Annotated in this window: 11 protein-coding genes and 4 pseudogenes; 13 read left to right on the forward strand and 2 right to left on the reverse strand. The window is 58.5% G+C overall.

Annotated elements, in window-relative coordinates:
• Positions 1 to 16: 16 nt before the first annotated feature.
• From EOA27_RS41825 to EOA27_RS00315, 5 genes are all read left to right on the forward strand, one after another.
• Positions 17 to 259 carry a nodulation protein NopA gene (locus tag EOA27_RS41825; RefSeq protein ID WP_224570034.1) on the forward strand — a complete coding sequence of 81 codons (243 nt, stop codon included), beginning with the start codon at positions 17 to 19 and terminating at the stop codon, positions 257 to 259.
• Positions 260 to 376: 117 nt separating this feature from the next.
• Positions 377 to 1267, forward strand: a complete 891-nt coding sequence (locus tag EOA27_RS00300; protein WP_024505382.1) for a hypothetical protein — start codon at positions 377 to 379, stop codon at positions 1265 to 1267.
• A gap of 232 nt (positions 1268 to 1499) precedes the next feature.
• Positions 1500 to 3563 carry a type III secretion system export apparatus subunit SctV gene (gene sctV, locus EOA27_RS00305; RefSeq protein WP_024505383.1) on the forward strand — a complete coding sequence of 688 codons (2064 nt, stop codon included), beginning with the start codon at positions 1500 to 1502 and terminating at the stop codon, positions 3561 to 3563.
• Positions 3564 to 3616: 53 nt separating this feature from the next.
• Positions 3617 to 4159: a tetratricopeptide repeat protein gene (locus tag EOA27_RS00310; protein WP_081714429.1), complete on the forward strand. Its 543-nt coding sequence runs from the start codon at positions 3617 to 3619 to the stop codon at positions 4157 to 4159.
• An 894-nt stretch (positions 4160 to 5053) separates the two neighbouring features.
• On the forward strand, positions 5054 to 5524 hold the full coding sequence (locus tag EOA27_RS00315) for a MucR family transcriptional regulator (RefSeq protein ID WP_024505385.1): 471 nt from the start codon (positions 5054 to 5056) through the stop codon (positions 5522 to 5524).
• Between the two features lie 228 nt (positions 5525 to 5752).
• On the opposite strand, the gene EOA27_RS00320 is transcribed toward EOA27_RS00315, so the two are convergent.
• A complete protein-coding gene (locus tag EOA27_RS00320) occupies positions 5753 to 5965 on the reverse strand; it encodes a cold-shock protein (protein WP_008874821.1) in 213 nt (70 codons plus the stop codon).
• A gap of 524 nt (positions 5966 to 6489) precedes the next feature.
• Here EOA27_RS00320 and EOA27_RS41830 point away from each other — a divergent pair.
• A pseudogene (locus EOA27_RS41830) lies at positions 6490 to 6706 on the forward strand (transposase); the annotation flags it as partial.
• Positions 6707 to 7500: 794 nt separating this feature from the next.
• Here EOA27_RS41830 and EOA27_RS00325 read toward each other — a convergent pair.
• Positions 7501 to 8622, reverse strand: a complete 1122-nt coding sequence (locus EOA27_RS00325; RefSeq protein WP_024505387.1) for a DUF418 domain-containing protein — start codon at positions 8620 to 8622, stop codon at positions 7501 to 7503.
• Between the two features lie 754 nt (positions 8623 to 9376).
• On the opposite strand from EOA27_RS00325, the gene EOA27_RS00330 reads away from it, so the two are divergent.
• From EOA27_RS00330 to EOA27_RS00360, 7 genes and pseudogenes are all read left to right on the forward strand, one after another.
• The gene (locus tag EOA27_RS00330; RefSeq protein WP_224570033.1) at positions 9377 to 9835 is read left to right on the forward strand and encodes a response regulator transcription factor; all 459 of its coding nucleotides are present in this window, start codon (positions 9377 to 9379) and stop codon (positions 9833 to 9835) included.
• 244 nt (positions 9836 to 10079) lie between these two features.
• Positions 10080 to 10512, forward strand: a pseudogene (locus tag EOA27_RS00335) (helix-turn-helix domain-containing protein); the annotation flags it as partial.
• A gap of 619 nt (positions 10513 to 11131) precedes the next feature.
• Entirely contained in the window at positions 11132 to 11791 is a 660-nt protein-coding gene (locus EOA27_RS00340) for a response regulator transcription factor (protein ID WP_024505389.1), read from the forward strand.
• Positions 11788 to 13116, forward strand: coding sequence for a HAMP domain-containing sensor histidine kinase (locus EOA27_RS00345; protein ID WP_126063917.1), 1329 nt, complete (start codon positions 11788 to 11790; stop codon positions 13114 to 13116). The genes EOA27_RS00340 and EOA27_RS00345 overlap by 4 nt, the downstream gene beginning before the upstream one ends.
• A 1933-nt stretch (positions 13117 to 15049) precedes the next feature.
• Positions 15050 to 16354: pseudogene (locus tag EOA27_RS00350) on the forward strand (pitrilysin family protein); the annotation flags it as partial.
• A 549-nt stretch (positions 16355 to 16903) separates the two neighbouring features.
• A pseudogene (locus EOA27_RS43085) lies at positions 16904 to 17629 on the forward strand (pitrilysin family protein); the annotation flags it as partial.
• 412 nt (positions 17630 to 18041) lie between these two features.
• Positions 18042 to 18840 (forward strand): aldehyde dehydrogenase family protein (locus tag EOA27_RS00360; protein ID WP_127255216.1); only part of this gene is annotated, 799 nt, incomplete at its 3' end.

Below are 18840 nucleotides of genomic sequence, written 5' to 3' on the forward strand. Positions count from 1 at the left end.
AGAAAAAGGAATGATCATGGCTGCAGTTGATAATAATAAAAAATCAGGCAATACCAATACCAGTAGCGCCGGCAATACCGATAAAACTAACAGTGGCACTCCCGGCAATACAAGCGGAGCTGATGCTACTGCTTTTCAGGCGCAAGTGCAGGAACTAACCAATGTTAGCTTGGAGGCGACGAAAAGGAGTGTCCAGTTGCGCACTCTAACGACCAATCTCCAGACCATCAAGAAGGCCGCCGACGAACGCGTTTCGTAATGTCGGAAGCGGGTTTTAGACTGCCCCCTAGCGCGTCTCCTTATTGACGCGACGTAGTCCCGAAATGAGCCGCATGGCAATTGCCATGCGGCTTCTATCCTGTTTGAGAGATGCTCTGTGGATGACGCCGTTTCCCTCCGTTTCGAAGTGCGTTCGGGGCACTATTGCGGTCTGACCGGCAAGACGGATCTTCAAAAGTGTTTAATCGGCAGCGGCTTCGATGCCGATTTGGTCTTTGTCGAGCAGGGACTGGCACCGCATCACCTTCGTGTAACTCTTCTTGGCAAGTCGATCGAACTGGAGGCGCTTGCACCCGGACTCAGTATCGAGGGCAACCGGAATATCGCCGCAGGCCAGTCCGTTGTTGTGCCCCTTCCTGTCGTCCTGCTCGTAGGCGAGATGTCCATTGCTTTGTCCGTGCAGGATGCAGAGCCGCCTGGTTCGACCGGCATACCGCGCCTACCGATCGGTGTGCTCGCCATGGTCATAATCAGCTCACTCGGGATCGGCGCGCTTTCAGGCACGATCTCCTATCTTGGCAATGCAAGTGGATCGAGCCCCAATTCACTTCGGGCTGAAGTCGCGTCCAGAACGATCAGTCACCGCGCTGACAATGAACTTACGGAGGCAGCGGCCCAAGAGCTGCAGGAGGAAGTCGATCGAGCGGGTCTTCTCGACGTCAAGATTGGGTCGGCAAAGGGTGTTGTGACCGCCGAAGGCACCGTCACGTCTGAATCGGTCATCAGCTGGCAGAAGCTTCAGCAATCGTTCGATCGTCGCACCAAGGGTACTCTAACACTGGTGAACGGAGTGCTCATCAAAGAGGAGAAGGCGCCATCCGCAATCGCGGTCGAAGCTGTGTGGCATGGGGTCCAACCATATATTGTCATCGACAGCGAGAAGTATTTTGTCGGCGCCATTTTGGCTGATGGATGGGTGGTCGAACGTATTGAGGACAGCCGTGTGCTGCTGAGCAGGAATGGCCGCATTGCTGCTCTCCAATATTGAAAGCTCGCAGGCCCCATCAAGCAGCACTCTATGGCCAGCCAAACATCCTGTCGCGCTCGGTGCTGACAAGCTGGCTGCGTTGGAAACATTTGCTGCCCAGCCATTTCGCGCCTGCTTGTGGCTCTCATGCAGGGTCACGCGCTGGCCAAGGCTGAGGCGCCTTCGGAGTTCGAAAGCCACGTTTCATGGCGTAACAGCAGAGTAAGTCTCAACCGATTGCAAAGGTGTCTCGATGGCCAACGTCCTGCGTGACTTCATCAAGCGTGCGCCGGCCAGCCCGGATTTAATGGTTGCGTTGATGCTGCTTCTGGCTGTCGCGATGATGGTCATGCCTATCCCGGTCGTGGTGGTCGACGCCCTGATAGGATTCAATATGGGGTTGGCCATACTGCTGATGATGGTTGCCCTGTATGTCAGTACTCCACTTGATTTTTCCTCTTTGCCCGGCGTTATTTTGATTTCCACTGTATTCCGTCTCGCGCTCACGGTCGCAACGACGCGACTGATCCTGGCCGAGGGGGAGGCCGGCAGCATTATTCATACTTTTGGCGATTTCGTCATTTCAGGCAATATCGTGGTGGGTTTCGTCATATTTCTGGTCGTCACCATGGTGCAATTCATGGTCCTCGCGAAGGGTGCCGAACGGGTGGCAGAAGTGGCGGCGCGTTTCACGCTGGATGCTCTGCCGGGCAAGCAAATGGCGGTCGACGCAGAGCTACGCAACGGCCACATCGATGCCAACGAATCCCGCCGGCGGCGCGCCGAATTGGAGAAGGAAAGCCAACTCTATGGCGCGATGGACGGCGCGATGAAATTTGTGAAGGGCGATTCCATCGCCGGGCTGGTGGTTATCTGCATCAACATGCTGGGTGGAATTTCGATCGGCCTGCTCTCCAAGGGCATGTCCTTCGGCGAGGTACTGCATCACTACACTCTGCTGACGATAGGCGATGCATTGATATCGCAGATTCCGGCCCTTCTGCTCTCCATTACTGCGGCGACCATCGTCACCCGTGTGACTGGGACGGCGAGGATCAACCTCGGTACAGAAATGGTCAGTCAGCTCACGGCCAGCACTCGAGCCTTGCGACTGGCGGCCGGCGTCCTGGTTGTAATGGGGTTCGTTCCTGGGTTTCCCCTCCCCGTCTTTCTGATGCTGGCCGCAGTGTTCGCTGCGGTAAGCATTGTCAAGGCTGATGTGCTGGGCGCCGGCACTGCCGATGCGAAAGGTGGAACTGCAGCGGAGCCTAAGCAAGCCGCGCCTGCGAAGGAATTCCCGATCGCATTTTTTCTAGCGCCAGATCTTATGCAGGCGGTCGATCAAGCCGAATTGCAAAAACATATTGGGCGCGTTTCGCTCCTGGTCACAGCCGATCTGGGCATTATCGTTCCTCGCATCCCTGTCTTGGTTGACGAGCAGCTGCCTGAATCGCAATTCCGAATTGATGTCGAGGGCGTGCCAGTCGAACAGGACGCCTTAGATCCAAACCAGATGGCGCTCCGAGCCGATGTAGCGCACGTCGACTCGAGCGGTGTCCCCCTTAGACGTGAGCCGAAAACGGACACACTCCCGGTTGAACATACCCCTGCAAAGGCCCTTACGGGCGCCGGCACGGAGCATAGGGCTCCCGGCGAACTCCTCGCCTTGCGCGTCCATGCAGCGTTGACCCGCTACGCACCGCGATTGGTGGGCATCCAAGAGACCCGACATTTCCTGGGCCGAATGGAGCAGGAATATTCTGAGCTTGTGAAAGAGGTGCTACGCACGACGCCGATTCCTCGGATTGCCGATGTTCTGCGCCGCCTCCTGGAGGAAGGTATCCCAATCCGCCACACCCGTCTCGTGTTGGAGGCATTGGCCGAATGGAGCGAGCGTGAGCAGAACGTTGCCCTGCTGACGGAATATGTCCGTTCTGGTTTGAAGCGACAGATCTGCCACCGCCATGCCAACACGGAGGGCATCGTGTCCGCCCTGGTCGTCGAGCGCGAGAGCGAGGATGTGATGCGTGGCGCGGTTCGAGATTCGGATGCAGGCCCCTATCTCGCACTGGAGGATCGGCAAAGCGAAGCGATGCTATCACAGATACGTCAGGTCCTTTCGAACGCAGAACCGGGTCAAACCCGCCCTATTCTGTTGACGTCGATGGATGTCCGACGTTTCGTCCGCGGCTTTCTGACGCGAAACGGGGTTGATCTCGCCGTGCTGTCTTATCAAGACCTCGCCTCCGACTTTACAATTCGCCCCGCAGGATCCGTCACACTCCCGCACGGATCGAACAGCGGATTGTTAGAGTAGTCCCACCTTTCCTAACTGAACGCCACGCGCCTCCCCGATAACTGAGAGATAACATGAATAGTAATACAGTTTCTCCATCGCCTATGTTTCTGCGCCGGAACTCACTTCTTTTTGCCGTACTCGCCATTCTGCCTTTGGGCGGTTGCGCCAGCTGGCAAAAGCCGGCTCTTTCCGTGCAGGAGACATCTTCCCCCGAGTTGCTCAGCGCCGATCAAATCGATCCGGCTATGCGCGAACGCATTTTGCGCGAAGTTGGTCAGGATGTTCAAGAGCGGGCTTTGCGGGATGAGGTGAAGCAGCACCCGGACAATGTTGATGCGGCGATACGACTTACAAATGCCTTGGTGGGCCAGAAGCGCCCGCACGAAGCGGTTGAGGTGCTCGACAGCGTCTTGGTTGCAGCCCCAGGAAACGTACGTGCATTGAATGCGAAGGGCGTGATTTTGGACATTGAGGGGCGGCATGACGCGGCACAGGCCCTGTATCGGCGAGCTCTCGAAAACGAGCCAGGCAATCAGATGGTGCAGCATAACTTCAATCTGTCGCTTGCCTTTAACGGCAAGTCCAAACAACCAAGGTTAGCACGATCGCAATAGGTGGGCACAGTGCATGCGCAGCCTGTTCCCCGGCTCGAACACGCGCTCGGCTCCCATCATAGATGGCCCCCTGAAGAGAGCCATATCTATGCAAAACAGTTGCTCCAGATCTGGCCGGCAGAGATCGGCAGGAGAGCCGGATGACATCACGCGGCCACCCGCAAGGCCACCCGCCTCGCTTCGTTGCCAGAGCGCCCTCTCCCTCGCCGGTCACCGTCTCGCAATGCGGCGACCTGGCTTAAGGCGGTCGACCGAGCGCCCGATGCAGTAGCCATGAATACGTAACGCAGCGATGGACCCGCCGGATCGTGTCGCGCTTGTGCTGGCCGTCCCTGCCATTACAGCACGGTGATTGTAGCTGGATCCTATTCTAGAGGCATCGATGGTGTGGATGCCTTCGATCCAAACAATCGATTTGTTGAATTCGTCCGCCTGAGGAAATTAGCTGCGGCGATCCGACTTCCGACGCCTGCAGGCGCAAAACCAACAGCGTGAGCGCTGCGGGTCCGGAGGCAGGCTGCAAAGTGCAATCACCAGCGCTGATAAGCGGCAAGTGAAGAATGTATCGCTCGGGCGACTCCTGTGTTGTGCACGGTTGCCCCGCGAGGTGAACTGTAGCAGCTTGGCAGCTCAGCGTTCACGAAAGGAGAAAAGATTTGGGGCCAAGCAAAGACCGGCTTTTTTGATTGTCTTGCTGTATCGCTATGGTGGGGCGGGCGCGACCGCTCCCATAATTCAATACGCTGCCTTTAGCGATGGACGATGACGGGATGCGTCGCCGAGACTTCAATGGTGGAGGAGCAGCGCACCCGTCGATCCATTTGCTTTCAGCGGCAACCGCCACTATGAAGCGACACTTCGCCCAACTGTGTTTCAAGCTGCCCGGAGAAGTTTATGACAGAAGAACCCCACAAGACCGACATCCTCATCGAGCTCACTGCCGATGTTGTATCAGCCTACGTCTCCAACAACCCCGTCCCGGCGGGGGAGCTTCCTGCCCTGATCGCCCAAGTGCACGGGGCTCTAAACGGCACGGCTGGACTCATACCGGCAGAAGAGCCTGTGCCTGTAAAAAAACCTGCTGTCCCGATCAAAAAGTCGATCGAACCGGACTACATCATTAGCCTTGAAGACGGCAAGAAATTCAAATCGCTAAAGCGCCATCTGGCGACGCACTATGGTCTGACCCCAGACGAATATCGCGCCAAATGGGGTCTGCCGTCGGATTATCCCATGGTGGCGCCGAATTACGCCGCTGCGCGCTCCGCCTTGGCCAAGACCATGGGACTCGGCCGCAAACCGAAAGAGCCGGAAGCCCCAGCCACGGCGCCGGCGAAACGGACCCGCAAGAAGGTCGCAGCCTAAATCCGTATCAACAGTCGTTCGGACGCGCAGCAGCCGTTGGCCCAATCTGCGCGGAATCAAAGGGCGGGGATGAGCCCCGCCTTTCCCGTCCAAGAGCCTCATTTCCAGAGTAATTCATGATGGCTCCAGCAATCCCTGCCGCGGCATTAACTTGCATGCTCCGGCCCGGGTTTCGAGCCGTCAATGCGTTCCGGCGATGACGAACCTTGCCAAGGCTTTCCCGGACCGTTAGCCAGCCTTGCTGAGGCTGCCTGCAGAGGACTTTCCCGTGCGGCGATCCTGTTCCACCTCGTAGTTGATCTTCTGGCCCTCATTAAGGGTCGACAGGCCCGCTCGTTCAACAGCGGAAATGTGGACAAAGACATCCTGACCGCCGTTGTCAGGCTGAATAAAACCAAAACCCTTCGTGCTGTTGAACCACTTCACCGTTCCAGTCGCCATATCCATTCCTTTGTAATAAGTCGCAACTTAGGCAGGCCATTCACGCCAGCCTGATTTGTACACGAGACTTTAGGCGCATCAAAATCGGAAAATTGCAAGGCCCACTCGATCGCCTGATCTCCAGCAGCAACTGCAACATATGCGAGGCGCGTGCCAGACGAGGCGTATGCCAGACGTTTCGTCGTGCGCTGTCGCTCGAACGTTGACAGAAACAATGACACACCTTGCAAACTCGGCACATCTTGTGGACGTGCTCGGGTCGCTTCTCGACTGCGATACCCGCTCCTGACCGGGTATCGTCGGCCAAAATGAGGGTTTTTGTCATGTGCCGCCAGACCGAAAGATCAGGCGCGCAGCGACCTGCACATTCAAACCGGAACCCGCGAACCTCGATTAGCTTCTGCCTGCTCCGAAGGGCGGTAGCCTGCTCTGAGGCGGGCCACTGTCGGGTTGAAAACCAACTGTCGGGTTCGGAACCCCAGATTGTCGGCAAGGTACGCGCCGCCCACTGGTTGGCCAAAGGGCACTGGCTCCTGATCCTGCCGCCATGCTCGCCCGATCTCAACCCGATCAAGACAGGTCTGCTCAAAACTCAAGGCGCGGCTGCGGAAGAAGGCGGCCAAAACTTTCGACGCTCTCTGCGGAACTCTCGGCGATATCTGCCAGCTGCTGGAGCCAAATCAAAAACCATTAATTGCGACAGGTGATTTTATGACATTCATTGCGAAGAGGCCAGAATGAACAGCGGAAGAGAGTAGCAGCTCTCTGGTCGCGGCGAGGTGGATCGTCGACACGATCGGCACCTGGCCCGTGCGGGGATCGCACCGCAGCCAGCACCAGAGCCAGACCTTGACCGCTTGCCTTGCTCAGGCGCCACAACAACGAGTGGCTGGAAGCAGATCCACGTGAACTCAGCGATATCGATCAGACGATGCTTACCCTCATGAAAGCCGATCCCGACGCTGTCCAGCGCCGCGAAATCCTGACCAGCATATGGCGCATCGGATGCCACCGCCTGCACACTCACCATCGACATGCCGGAACTCGGAACCAAAGGCCGCAAGCCTCGCCGGCCTCGGCAAAATGGAGCGGCCGCGCCTGGGCGGCCGGGCCAATGTTCGCCAGGCCCTCTACATGCCCGGCCCTTCGCCCTGCGCTTCAACCCCGACCTCAAGGCAAAATACCAGGCGCTAAAGGCGGCAGGCAAACCCGCAAAGGTCATCATCTTGTTGCGAAAGCTCCTCATCCTAGCAAACGCTCTCCTCAAGGCGCAGCGAAAATGGCCCCTAAAACCCTTGACCGAAACGGATACCTTAGCCTTTCAGGTGAGGCGGGCCGAGATAGACCAACCGCGGGTTTAACTTCGCGAGTTTAAGCTGATTATGCCGATGCAACTCTAGCGCCTGCGCGACCGTTTTAGCTTCCATCAACAAGGCGGCAGGGTGGGAGGAAGTACCCTCCCCTGCCGCGAACAAGCTTTGGACAAAGCCCCACCTTGTCCGTAATGTGATCGGGAGGCCGGGGCGCGGCGGTGCTCAGCGGATGTGACGCGCGAGATCTGCGACCCTACCCATCAGCACTTCCATCGGTCCTCGCTGGAAGACGCGCAGCCAAAGCACCGCAAAAGTGCTGATAACCACAACGAAGCCAAAGAGCGTGGACAGGCTCTCGTCTTTGAAAATGTTTATCTTCATAAGATAGGCTATTCCCGCAATGTGCAGCACATAGGCCGTCAAAGACATCGAGCCGACTGCGATTATTGGCCAGACCAGCTTTCGCAGACGCGGGAGCGCATCCACAGCGAGCATGCAAGCCGCCAAGATGATCATTGCGCAACCGGTGCTGCCCACGATCGAAAGCGTCGTTTCGCTATGAGGTGCGGCTATCCATGACGACTTGACTATAAATGACGACTTGGAAGGCTCAAAAGCGCCGTCAACGTCAGACCACCACAAGGAGGTTTCAGTCAAAGCGCGGGAACTCAGCGCGAGCAAGGATCCCCCATGGCCCAACACGGCCAGCGCGACCCCCGCCAGACCAAGGCGCCAATGCGCTGCTAGCGTATTAAGATTAAGGCGCGCGATGGCCATGCCAGCGATGAGGAAAGGAACCCAGGTCACCGCGGGATAGTAGCCGTTGACCATGAGGTTGAAGACCGGGTCGAGGAGGTTGGGGGCAACCGACAGAAGGGAGGAACGGACTTGCGGGAGAACTAATGCCGTAGCGGCAGCGATCAAGCCCAGCTGATATGCGCTGAGCCGATGGAGCGGCAATACCAACAAGAAGCAAATTCCGTAGTATTCTAGGATGACTTCGACCTGGGTACCGAGGCAGCCCAGGATTGAGCCAAGCGCGAGCAAAACAAGGGCACGAATTGCGACTCTGGCGATGGCCTGTCTACCGGCTATCCCCGACTTCGGCGCCTTGCGACCTGTAATCAGGAGGATTGAAAAACCGGCCAATACGGCAAACAGGGCCGACGGCCGCCCATGGGTTAGTTCCATCAGAAACCCGACTAGTCCTCCTTCGCCGGGGTCGGGACCGAGATGGGCGGCATACATCCCGAAGACAGCCAGGCCCCGAGCGAGGTCGATGCCGACCAGCCGATCTACTACCGACCCATTCCTAGCGTCGGCAACCGGTGCCTTCATTACCATGGTAGATTCCCTTGCTGGGTGTGTGGATCGCGGGAGCCGCGATAGGAGAGCCGGTCGGCTGCTGCCGTCGCCTCGTGAAAGGGTTCAAAACATCGCGCCATCTGGCGCATCGAGCCGGCGACAGAGCTGTTCAGCCATTAGCCTGGGGTAAGAACAACAGATCGGCTCACAAAGCCTGTGTCACGGACCTGAAAAGTGGTGTCGCGGAACCGTCGTTTTTTGCATGATGGCTAAGCCGAGAGATCCACTGCACCGACGAGAGACTCAGCGACGTTAGATATCCGATCAGTACGCCGCGGCTCCGCCGGTGACGATCACCCCGGGTGTCAAGGCCAGGGCGTAAACCTGCCATAATCTGTGGTAGTGCGCCCGCGACCAATCCGTTCGACAAAGCTCGGCGCATGGTCGAGCCAATCATATTCTTCCATGTGGCTGTTGCCTGAAAAACCGAAGACGCCGTTCGCTGGTCCAGCTGTTCCAGACCTCGGCCTGCGTCGGTCATTAGAACCGGCGCGCCTGTTTCCCAAATCAATTTGCTGATGCAGCCGCCGGGGGTCACATTGAGCAAAAGTGCCGAGGTCAGGACGGGTTTCATAGGGGCTCTTCGTTTGGCTTTGTTAACGACCCCTTTCTTGCAAGTTGTAGCTGACAGCAGCCTGAAAGCTCCCCAAATAATTCGCTGCCGCCGGTTCAGCCTATTGTCAGCTTCGACCAATAAGATGGGAGCCTTGCCCTCATACCGGAGCTCGGCAGCATGATGCGAATACTGCTCACTGAAGACGATAAGGACCTTGGAAGTGCTATGCACGATCATTTGGTGGCTGGTGGCCACGCGGTCGACTGGGCCAAGAACCTGTCCGAAGCGCGCGATTATGCAGCTGTGGTCGGCTACGACCTTATTTTGCTCGACGTTCACCTGCCGGACGGCAATGGGATCGACTATCTGCGGGAGCTGATCAAGGAACTTGAATCGGCACCGGTCATCATTCTGACAGCCTGCGATCGGATTTCGCATCGCATCGAGGGCTTCAACGCTGGAGCCGACGACTATTTGGTCAAGCCGTTCGATCTGGGGGAACTCTCAGCGCGTATCCATGCAGTGGCACGTCGCCATGGGCATTTTCCGGAGCCGCAATTTTCGGTTGGGACGCTTTCCATACAGGCAGCCGAGCGACGCCTCTTCCGCGACGGGCAGGAGGTCTACCTGACTTGACGCGGATGGGCGGTGCTCGACTACCGTCTGCCCCAGCCCTGCACGGTCGTTTCAAAAGGGAAGATCGTGGACGCGCTTTTCGGCAGACGGCGCTGATTCATACTCTAAAAGAAAATTCGGCTTCCAGTTGCCTTGGCCATGACTGCCCTTCCCGAAAGATGGGTGACAGTTCATTCCGGATAGATGGGTTACACTTTCGGCCCTTTGCAAGGAGAGCAAGGTGCCTTGGAAGGAGTGTAACGTCATGGAAGAGCGGCTGAAGTTCGTCGCCCGGCTGCTGGACGGCGAGAAGATGGCGGTGCTTTGCCGGGAGTTCGATATCTCGCGCAAGACCGGCTACAAGATCCTCACGCGCTACAACGACAGCGGCCTGGAGGGGCTGACGGACCGATCGCGGCGGCCCTATCGCCACGCCAATCAGCTTCCGTTTCAAATCGAGAAGCTGATTGTGCGCCTCAAGCAAGACAAGCCGACATGGGGTGCGCCGAAGATACGCGAGCGGCTGGCCCGGCTGTATCCGGATGTGCACCGGCCCGCGATCTCGACCGTGCATGCCGTGCTCGACCGCCGGCATGGTCGAGCGCCGCAAGCGCAGGCGCAACAGGGCGACGGGGACACCACTTTCAAACGGCTGTCGCCCTAACGATCTTTGGTGTGCCGACTACAAGGGCGAGTTCGGCAGAGAACACGGCCGGGACAGGGGATCACAAACACTTGACCGTTCCAGACCCTGGCAGTGGCGCATCGATTGACCGTTGGCTCTGTTCGTGGGCACCGAAAATAGGGCCTTCTTGGTCCTCGGCAGAGAATATGGCCCGGACGGGGGATAACAAACACTTGACCGTTCCAGACTCTGGCAGTGGCGCATCGATTGACCGTCGACTCTGTTCGCGAGCGCCGAAAATACGGACGACCCCTATGGTCAAAGTGCACTTCTGACCTGCTAGGCACTGTTCGATAACTGGAGGCACCCGCTACGGTGCCCTCGTATTTAAGACACCTGTCAGTTTCAAGCCTGGACATTGACGCGTGGCGCGGCTGCCATTCGTTGACCGCCACGTCGAATTGCCCGCCAACCAGTGTACAGCCGCCGGTGGTCACATTGAGCAAAAGTGCCGAGATCAGGAGGGGTTTCCTAAGGCCTCTTCGTTTGGCTTTGTTAACGACCCCTTTCTTGCAATTGTAGCTGACAGCAGCCTGAAAGCCCCCAGATATTCGCTGGCGCCGGTTCAGCCTACTGTCAGCTTCGATCAATAAGGCAGGAGCCTTGCCCTCATACCGGAGCTCGGCAGCCTGATGCGAATACTGCTCATTGAAGACGACGACGACCTTAGAAGTGCTGTGCACGATCATTTGGTGGCTGGTGGCCACGCGGTCGACTGGGCCGAGGGCCTGTCCGGAGCGCGCGGTCATGCAGCTGTGGCCGGCTACGACGTTATTTTGCTCGACGTTCACCTGCCGGACGGCAATGGCATCGACTATCTGCGGGAGCTGATCAAGGGGCTTGATACAACGCCGGTCATCATTCTGACAGCCCGCGATCGGATTTCGCACCGCATCGAGGGGCTCAACGCTGGCGCCGACGACTATTTGGTCAAGCCGTTCGATCTGGGGGAACTCTCGGCACGCATCCGTGCAGTGGCACGTCGCCAAGGGCATTTTCCGGAGCCGCAATTTTCGGTTGGGACGCTTTCCATACAGGCAGCCGAGCGACGCCTCTTCCGCGACGGGCAGGAGGTCCACCTGTCTGGACGCGAATGGGCGGTGCTCGACTGCCTTCTACGCCGGCCCGGTTCGGTCGTTTCAAAGGGGAGGATCGAGCACGCGCTTTATTCATTCAATTCGGAGTTCGAGAGCAACACAGTGGAGGTTTATGTCAGCCGGCTCCGCAAGAAGATCGGCGGGGATAGAATAGCAACCGTGCGTGGCTCCGGATACAGGCTCGTGGTCACATGACGAACTCGAACAGCATGACGAGAAAGCTGATATCGTGGTTAGGCGGGGCAACGCTCCTGGTTTGGATCGCCGCCCCAACCATTGCTGCGTTCATTTTTTGCAATAATGTAAACGAAAGTTCGGATGACTTGCTCCAGGCGAGCGCAGAGTACAGAGAACCAGAGCTGATCAAGGTCTTGAATGGAAAACACGTTGATCAATACAATAACCACTTGCCAACTTATAAAAAGTACTGGACCTATCGTGAGCAGGTTATTAATAAGTACGGGGTAGTGCTTATTTCCGAACCGGAAGAGGGTCAGCAGCCCTTCCCTGATGCTCCCCTGAGTAACGGCTTTTGGGGAAACGCTGATTACCGCGTCTACACAGAGGAGATCCAAGACGGCGTGTATCATCAGTTGGCCGAACCGCTTGATGGCCGCCGTACCACAATCGCGAAGGGCGCACTTTTTGTCTTCCTTCCGACACTCGTGCTCCTGCCCTTTAGCTTAGCTGTTTGGTGGATCGTGATCCGGCGCTCGCTGCGGCCAATCGAGGTACTGCGACAGCAGATCGGATCGCGCGACGGCGGCAATCTGTCACCAATGGACTTGGGCGATTTCCCGGCAGAGTTGGCTCCAATCGCGGCATCCGTCAATCGGCTTCTCGATCGTCTGCGGGCGGCTCTCGAGGCCGAACGCGAGTTCGCCGCAAACAGTGCGCATGAACTGCGCACGCCGATCGCAGGTTCAATCGCTCAGATGCAGAGATTAGTGGCCGAGCTTCCCAATGGGTCGGCCAAAATGCGTGCGCGCGGCATCGAGCAAGCGCTGTCGAGCCTTGGCCGCCTTGTCGAAAAAGTGCTTCAGCTCGCTCAAGCCGAATCGGGGGTTGGCATGGCGGATCACGCGATCGATCTTGTCCGATCGGTTCGGCTGGAAATCGACGACCTGAGGAAAAAGCCGCAATATGCCGGACGCCTGCATCTTAACGTCGACGGCTGCACCACTTTGATGCGCAAAGTGGATGTCGATGCGTTTGGGATCCTCCTTCGTAACCTGATCGAGAATGCGCTGATACATGGACTGCCCACTGTTCCGACAACAGTTTCCGTCCAAACTGATGGAACCATCGCTATTGCAAACGCCGGACCGGTGGTGCCCCTCCCCGACCTCGAAGGGCTTACAAAGCGATTTAGTCGTGGTGCTACTCCTGCTGCGGGCTCAGGCCTTGGTCTACATATCGCTAACATGGTTATCCAGCGGATCGGTGGCAGTCTAGAGCTTGCGTCGCCCGCCCGCGGTCGCAATGATGGTTTCGAGGCGATCATACGAATTCCTCAATGACACCGGTGAATTCGACGACAGTTGGACACAGGGCGGATTGCTGGCAAGGCTGCTGACAGGGCGAACTGTACGGCAGTATGTATACGGCGTAGAAATCGTACTTCACACAACGCATTTCGGCCGCGGCAATCAATGCCGCTATCATCGTCTGAGCAGTTCGATCGAAGCGACACGACATGATCGGCAAAATCGAAGGCTCCGCCTCACCGCTCGCTCGATTTCGCCCGGGGAGAAAAAAGGCCATCCGAGAAAGTGCAAGCCGCCGCGCAAAGGCGACGTGTCCAATTGTCTGGGTGCCCCTGTGCGCCGGCCCGATCGGGTTGGCGGGGTCCAGTAAGGACCCGGACCAACCATTCCATTTAGACGACCGGCAGGTTTTAATCGGCGTCCGGATCGCCGTCCCAAAATGCCCCAAGTATACGGCTAGAAAGGCTGCCAACGATCGAGCTTTGGTCGGAGGCGTGCTTGTCAGCGTCTTGGGTGCTTGACCGGCCTTTGCAATGGCCATCGCCATCGCAAGTATCGTGCGTGGCCAGTGAGACCGCAATTTCATCAGCCTGGAGCCGACCGTATCGGTGCTTTTTTATGATTTAGGGATTTTTCGTTTTCCTCTTGGATCATCACGGGTTTGGAGAGGATCTGGTGTTAAGTGCCATTCGGAGCGCCGGCGAACCGCCCGAAATTAATGTGGTCGAGTGATGAAGCCTCCCGAATGCGTTAAACGAGACCCTTTATGGCGGCCCTGGCTGACAACAGTCTGAAAGCTGCAAGCGGCATGCGAAAATGGGGCGATCCTGAATGACGACAGATGCTATCAACATGAAAGAGGCTCGCCCTGAAAGCTGAGCACGCTTTATGCTCAGGCTGCTGACAAGGCCAAAGCAGCGTAAGTGCGTAGTGAAATCCAAGGTCCACATGGGTCGTCGCGCGTCCCATGCGCCTGGGAAGGCGCCGGCCCGGCCAAGCTTTCCCAGCTCGTCCGCATGATGCTTCGCTGAGCGTCAATGGACGTTGGCGCGAGACCAAGGCGTCGTGCGTTGCAATCCGGACGGTCCAGGGTATCAGGAGTTTCACGGCCTCGGCCCGCTTGGCTGGCCACAGTTGAAGCTCCAACGTACCGGCTGGCACCGGGAAATTGGGCTCTGCGCTGCCTCAACGCTGATGGCACGGTCAATGCTTGCCTACCGATGGGGCCGCCCATGCCGTGATGCTGTCGGTCGACGTTCGCAAACCAGACCCTCGCGAGACCCAGCGAAGGGGCTCGCCGGTACGACGAGGGACCTTACCTCTTTATGCGCGGCATCATTAGCCTTACACGTCGTCCCTCGCGCTCGGGTCTTTGTGGGGCGGATGAAGTCCTGATCGCGGTGGCACTGCTGCATGTTTGCGTAAGACCCATCCAGTCACGATCGCGCTGTCCTTCGATGTCGCGGTGCTGATAGGCGGGCAGATCGGTGTGCGCGGCGCCCGCCAAAGGATCGTCGTCACGCCGGAGGAGGCGAGCGTCATAGCCGGCGCGCCGGCGAAAGGCGCTTTCTGTCGGATGCCCGACAATGTCGGATATCGCAAGTATCAAGGTTGGATCAAACCTTGCGAATCGGGGCTTTCTTACTTGGCACGGGGCATGCTCAGGTATCCGCAAACACCCAATGGATAACGAGCAGACTTCCCATGGCCTCACCATGCCGAAAGTTTCCCGGACGCATCCAAAGATGAGGCTCGCGTCAGGCCCAGCAACACGCTGACGGCTCATGTGGCTCGGCGTCGCGTGCCGATCCACTTTCTCCCAATAGGCGTTCGGGAGACATAGATCCTTCAAAATGAGGAACAGATCACTTTGCCAGGAACGCAGCCCATAACCCCACTCTCCCTACCAGAACTACCAAGCAAGCCCCGCACTCATGGGCTTCGCAGGACGTCCGTTGCGTCCGAGTTGGTCGGCGCGGGGCCGGCTCCGATCCCCGTCGCATGGGAGGACGGCAAGGCGAGGGATTTCGTGCTCGACAACGGCATGGAGGTGGTCGTCATTCCCAACCACCGGGCGCCGATCGTCACCCACATGGTGTGGTACAAGATCGGCAGCGCCGACGAGCCGCCGGGCAAATCCGGCATCGCCCATTTCTTCGAGCATCTGATGTTCAAGGCGACGACCAACCATGCGGGCGGCGAATTCGACCGCGCAGTGTTCGAGATCGGCGGCTCCAACAACGCCTTCACCTCCTCCGACTACACCGCCTTCTATCAGACAGTGGCGCCGTCGGCGCTCGAGCTGATGATGAGCTTCGAGGCCGACCGAATGCGAAACCTCATCCTGACCGACGATGTCGTCAAGACCGAGCGCGATGTGGTCATCGAGGAGCGCCGCTCAAGCACCGACACCAACCCGCAGGACGTTCTCCATGAGGAGATCGACGCGACGCTGTGGCAGAACCACCCCTATCGCATCCCGATCATCGGCTGGATGCAGGAGATCGAGCAGCTGAACCGCGTCGACGCCACCGTCTTCTATGAAAAGTACTACTGGCCCAACAACTCCGTGCTGATCGTGGCCGGCGATGTCGAACCGGACACGGTGCGGGCGCTGGCCGAAAAGACCTATGGCAAGGTGGCGCGCGGACCTGACCTGCCGCCGCGCATCCGGCCGGTTGAGCCCGAGCAGAACACCAGGCGCACCGTCACGCTCTCAGACGCCCGCGTCAGCGTGCCCAGTTTTTCGACGCAGTGGGTGGTGCCGTCCTACCACACCGCCAAGCCGGGCGAGGCCGAAGCGCTCGACCTGCTGGCCGAAATTCTCGGCGGCGGTAACCGCGGCCGGCTCTACCAGGCGCTCGCTGTCCAGCAAGGTATCGCTTCCAGCGCCCGCGTCTATTTCCAGGGCACTGTGCTCGACGACACCAAGTTCGCCATCTATGGCGCACCGCGCGGCGATGCCAAGCTGGCTGATCTCGAAGCGGCGGCCGCTGCCGAAGTTGCCCGCATTGCCGAGGATGGTGTCAGCAACGAGGAACTAGGCAAGGCCAAGGACCACTATTTGCTCAATATGATCTTTGCGGAAGACAACCTGGACTGGCTCGCCAGCATCTACGGCTCGACGCTGGCCACCGGCGGTACCGTGAAGGATGTCGAGGAACGGCCGAATCGCATCCGCAAGGTTACCCCCGAGCAAATCAAAGCAGTTGCCGCCCGCTATCTCGCGTTCGACCGTTCGACCACGGGCTATCTCTTGCCCAAGACGGAGAATCAAGAGATGACGCTCGGCGCTCGGCCCCATGCTGCGATGAACATCCAGGAGGTGAAGTCCGAAAAGGGCATCATCGCCTGGCTGGTGGAGGACCACACAGTGGAAATCGTCAACATCGGCTTTGCCTTCAAGGGCGGCACCAAGCAGGACCCGGTCGGGAAGGAGGGGATGGCCAAACTGATGGCCGGCCTGTTCATCGAAGGCGCTGGCCATTACGACAGCGGTGCCTTCCAGGTGAAGCTCGACCATGCCGGCGCCGAAATGAGTTTGGACGCGCAAAGCGACGACATCTACGGATCGATGTGCATGCTTTCCAAAAAGCAGGACGCGGCGTTCGGCCTGCTTCGGCTCGCGCTGAACGCGCCGCGCTTCGAGCAGGGGCCGATCGATCGCGTCCGCGCCGAGATTGTCTCCCGCATCGTCGGCAGCGAGCGAGACCCTAACGCCATCGCTCAGCGCAAATGGCTGCGCGCGATCTATGGCGCGCATCCTTGTTCAAGGCCGGGAGAAGGCACAAAAGAGAGCCTCCCCGGCATCACGCCGTCCGACCTCCGCGCCTTCCACCAGGCCATTTTCGCTCGCGACGGGCTCCATATTGCCGTGGTGGGTGACATTGACGCGAACACGTTGAGGGAAAGGCTTGACCAGCTGTTTGGTGATTTGCCTGAGCAACAAACCCTCGTCCCCGTCTACGATGTCGCGCCGAAACTCGGTCAACTGGTGGAGGAGAACTACGACCTGCCGCAGACTTCGCTGACGTTGGCCTGGCCTGGCGTGAAGCCTAGCGCGCCGGATTTCTACGCGGCCGTGCTGCTGAACGACATCCTTGGCGGCTCATACTTGACTTCCCGCCTTTACGAGGAGGTACGTCAAAAACGCGGCCTTGCCTATCACGTCAGCTCTGAACTAACCCTTGACTCGCTTCTGGTTACGACAGAGACACGCTCGGACTGCGCTGCCCAAACACTGAGCATCGTGCGAGATGTGGTAAAGCAGATGGCGCAGCAAGGACCGACCGGGGCCGAGCTCAAGGCGGCGAAGAAGCACCTGATCGGCGCCTATGCCATCGACCAACTGGGCTCGACCCGCTCGATTGCAGACCGGCTCCTGGATTTGCAGATTCACAAGGCCGACGTCGACTACAACCAGCGTCGCGCCCGCAGCATCGGTCGGGTGACGCTCAAACAGGTCAAGGCGGCGGCCAAAAAGCTGCTTTCGGCCGAGCCCGCCATTTTGGTGGTCGGCCCGCCGCTGGGCGGCAAGGATGAGTAAAGAAACTCATCACACCTTCCTTCTTCATCGGGGCTTCTCGTGGGAAGAGCGTTGGAGGCCCGTGGGCCAAGCAGATCATGCAGACGCGCGGAGTCGTTTTCGCCGACCTTGCGCGGCATTGGCGGTCCGGCGGCCTCTCGCCGAAATGGCGCTCCTCAGCATGTATGCCGCCTTTTTGCAGAATTCAGTCGCACGCCACCAGCAGGCATGGTGGATGAAGCAAACATCCGACTGCTTAATCCATCAATTGATGAACCGCGGGCACTCAAACTAACGAAACTGCTGTCTTTTCATCGGGCTAGCGTGGTCTACCAGCTGCTTTGCCGAGGCCCTACGACGAACCCACTGGTGCAGAATACACACTGACGGCCCGTCGACCTGGATGTTCGCTGCGTTGAGGAGGAATCCGGTATTGCCCCTGTGCCTGCCGATGATCCGTCGCCTGAAATCCCCGCACCTGTTTGGAGCCATCGACCGCCTGCCGGCACTCGGCAGACCAGTTGGCAATAAGACGTTCGAGGTCGTCAATCCGTCGACCGGCGAAGTTTTGGCAGAGCTTCCCGATATGGGCGTGGAGGAGACACGTGCTGCGGTAGACAAGGCCTATGTTGCGCAGTCGGGATGGGCCGCGTTGACGGCCCGAGAACGTAGCGACGTTCTTTGGCGATGGCATCAGCTGATCATCGACCATGCAGGCGATCTCGCCGCGATTCTGACTGCGGAAATGGGCAAGCCGCTTGCCGAAGCCATTTCAGAGGTATCGCATGCGGCGGCGTATCTGCAATGGTATGCCGAAGAGGCCAATCGCGTCTATGGGGAGACGATCTCGGCACCCTCGACAGACCGCCGAATGCTAGTGATCAAGCAGCCCATCGGCGTTGTTGGCACGATCACGCCATGGAATTTCCCGGCCTCCATGGTGGCGCGCAAAATCTCGCCGGCCTTGGCTGCGGGCTGCACAATCGTGCTCAAGCCCGCTGAACAGACGCCGCTTGTGGCTGGCGCAATGTTCGCCCTCGCCCATCAGGCCGGCTTTCCCGATGGCGTGGTCAACCTGATCTATGCGTCCGAAGGTGATCGCGTGGGCCGTGAACTCTGCACCAATTCCAAGATTCGAAAGATCAGCTTCACCGGTTCGACGGAGGTCGGACGGCTGCTGATGCGTCAGTGCTCTGACCAGATCAAGAAGGTCAGCCTTGAACTCGGCGGCA

Origin of the sequence: Mesorhizobium sp. M2A.F.Ca.ET.037.01.1.1 (genome assembly GCF_003998075.1) — a bacterium.
Classification (GTDB): domain Bacteria; phylum Pseudomonadota; class Alphaproteobacteria; order Rhizobiales; family Rhizobiaceae; genus Mesorhizobium.

Excerpts from the sequence above, each read along its gene's own strand:
- EOA27_RS00315 (WP_024505385.1), top strand. The coding sequence starts at position 5,054 with ATGACAGAAGAACCCCACAAGACCGACATCCTCATCGAGCTCACTGCC.
- EOA27_RS00320 (WP_008874821.1), bottom strand. The coding sequence starts at position 5,965 with ATGGCGACTGGAACGGTGAAGTGGTTCAACAGCACGAAGGGTTTTGGT.
- sctV (WP_024505383.1), top strand. The coding sequence starts at position 1,500 with ATGGCCAACGTCCTGCGTGACTTCATCAAGCGTGCGCCGGCCAGCCCG.
- EOA27_RS00340 (WP_024505389.1), top strand. The coding sequence starts at position 11,132 with ATGCGAATACTGCTCATTGAAGACGACGACGACCTTAGAAGTGCTGTG.
- EOA27_RS00330 (WP_224570033.1), top strand. The coding sequence starts at position 9,377 with ATGATGCGAATACTGCTCACTGAAGACGATAAGGACCTTGGAAGTGCT.
- EOA27_RS00310 (WP_081714429.1), top strand. The coding sequence starts at position 3,617 with ATGAATAGTAATACAGTTTCTCCATCGCCTATGTTTCTGCGCCGGAAC.
- EOA27_RS41825 (WP_224570034.1), top strand. The coding sequence starts at position 17 with ATGGCTGCAGTTGATAATAATAAAAAATCAGGCAATACCAATACCAGT.
- EOA27_RS00325 (WP_024505387.1), bottom strand. The coding sequence starts at position 8,622 with ATGGTAATGAAGGCACCGGTTGCCGACGCTAGGAATGGGTCGGTAGTA.
- EOA27_RS00345 (WP_126063917.1), top strand. The coding sequence starts at position 11,788 with ATGACGAACTCGAACAGCATGACGAGAAAGCTGATATCGTGGTTAGGC.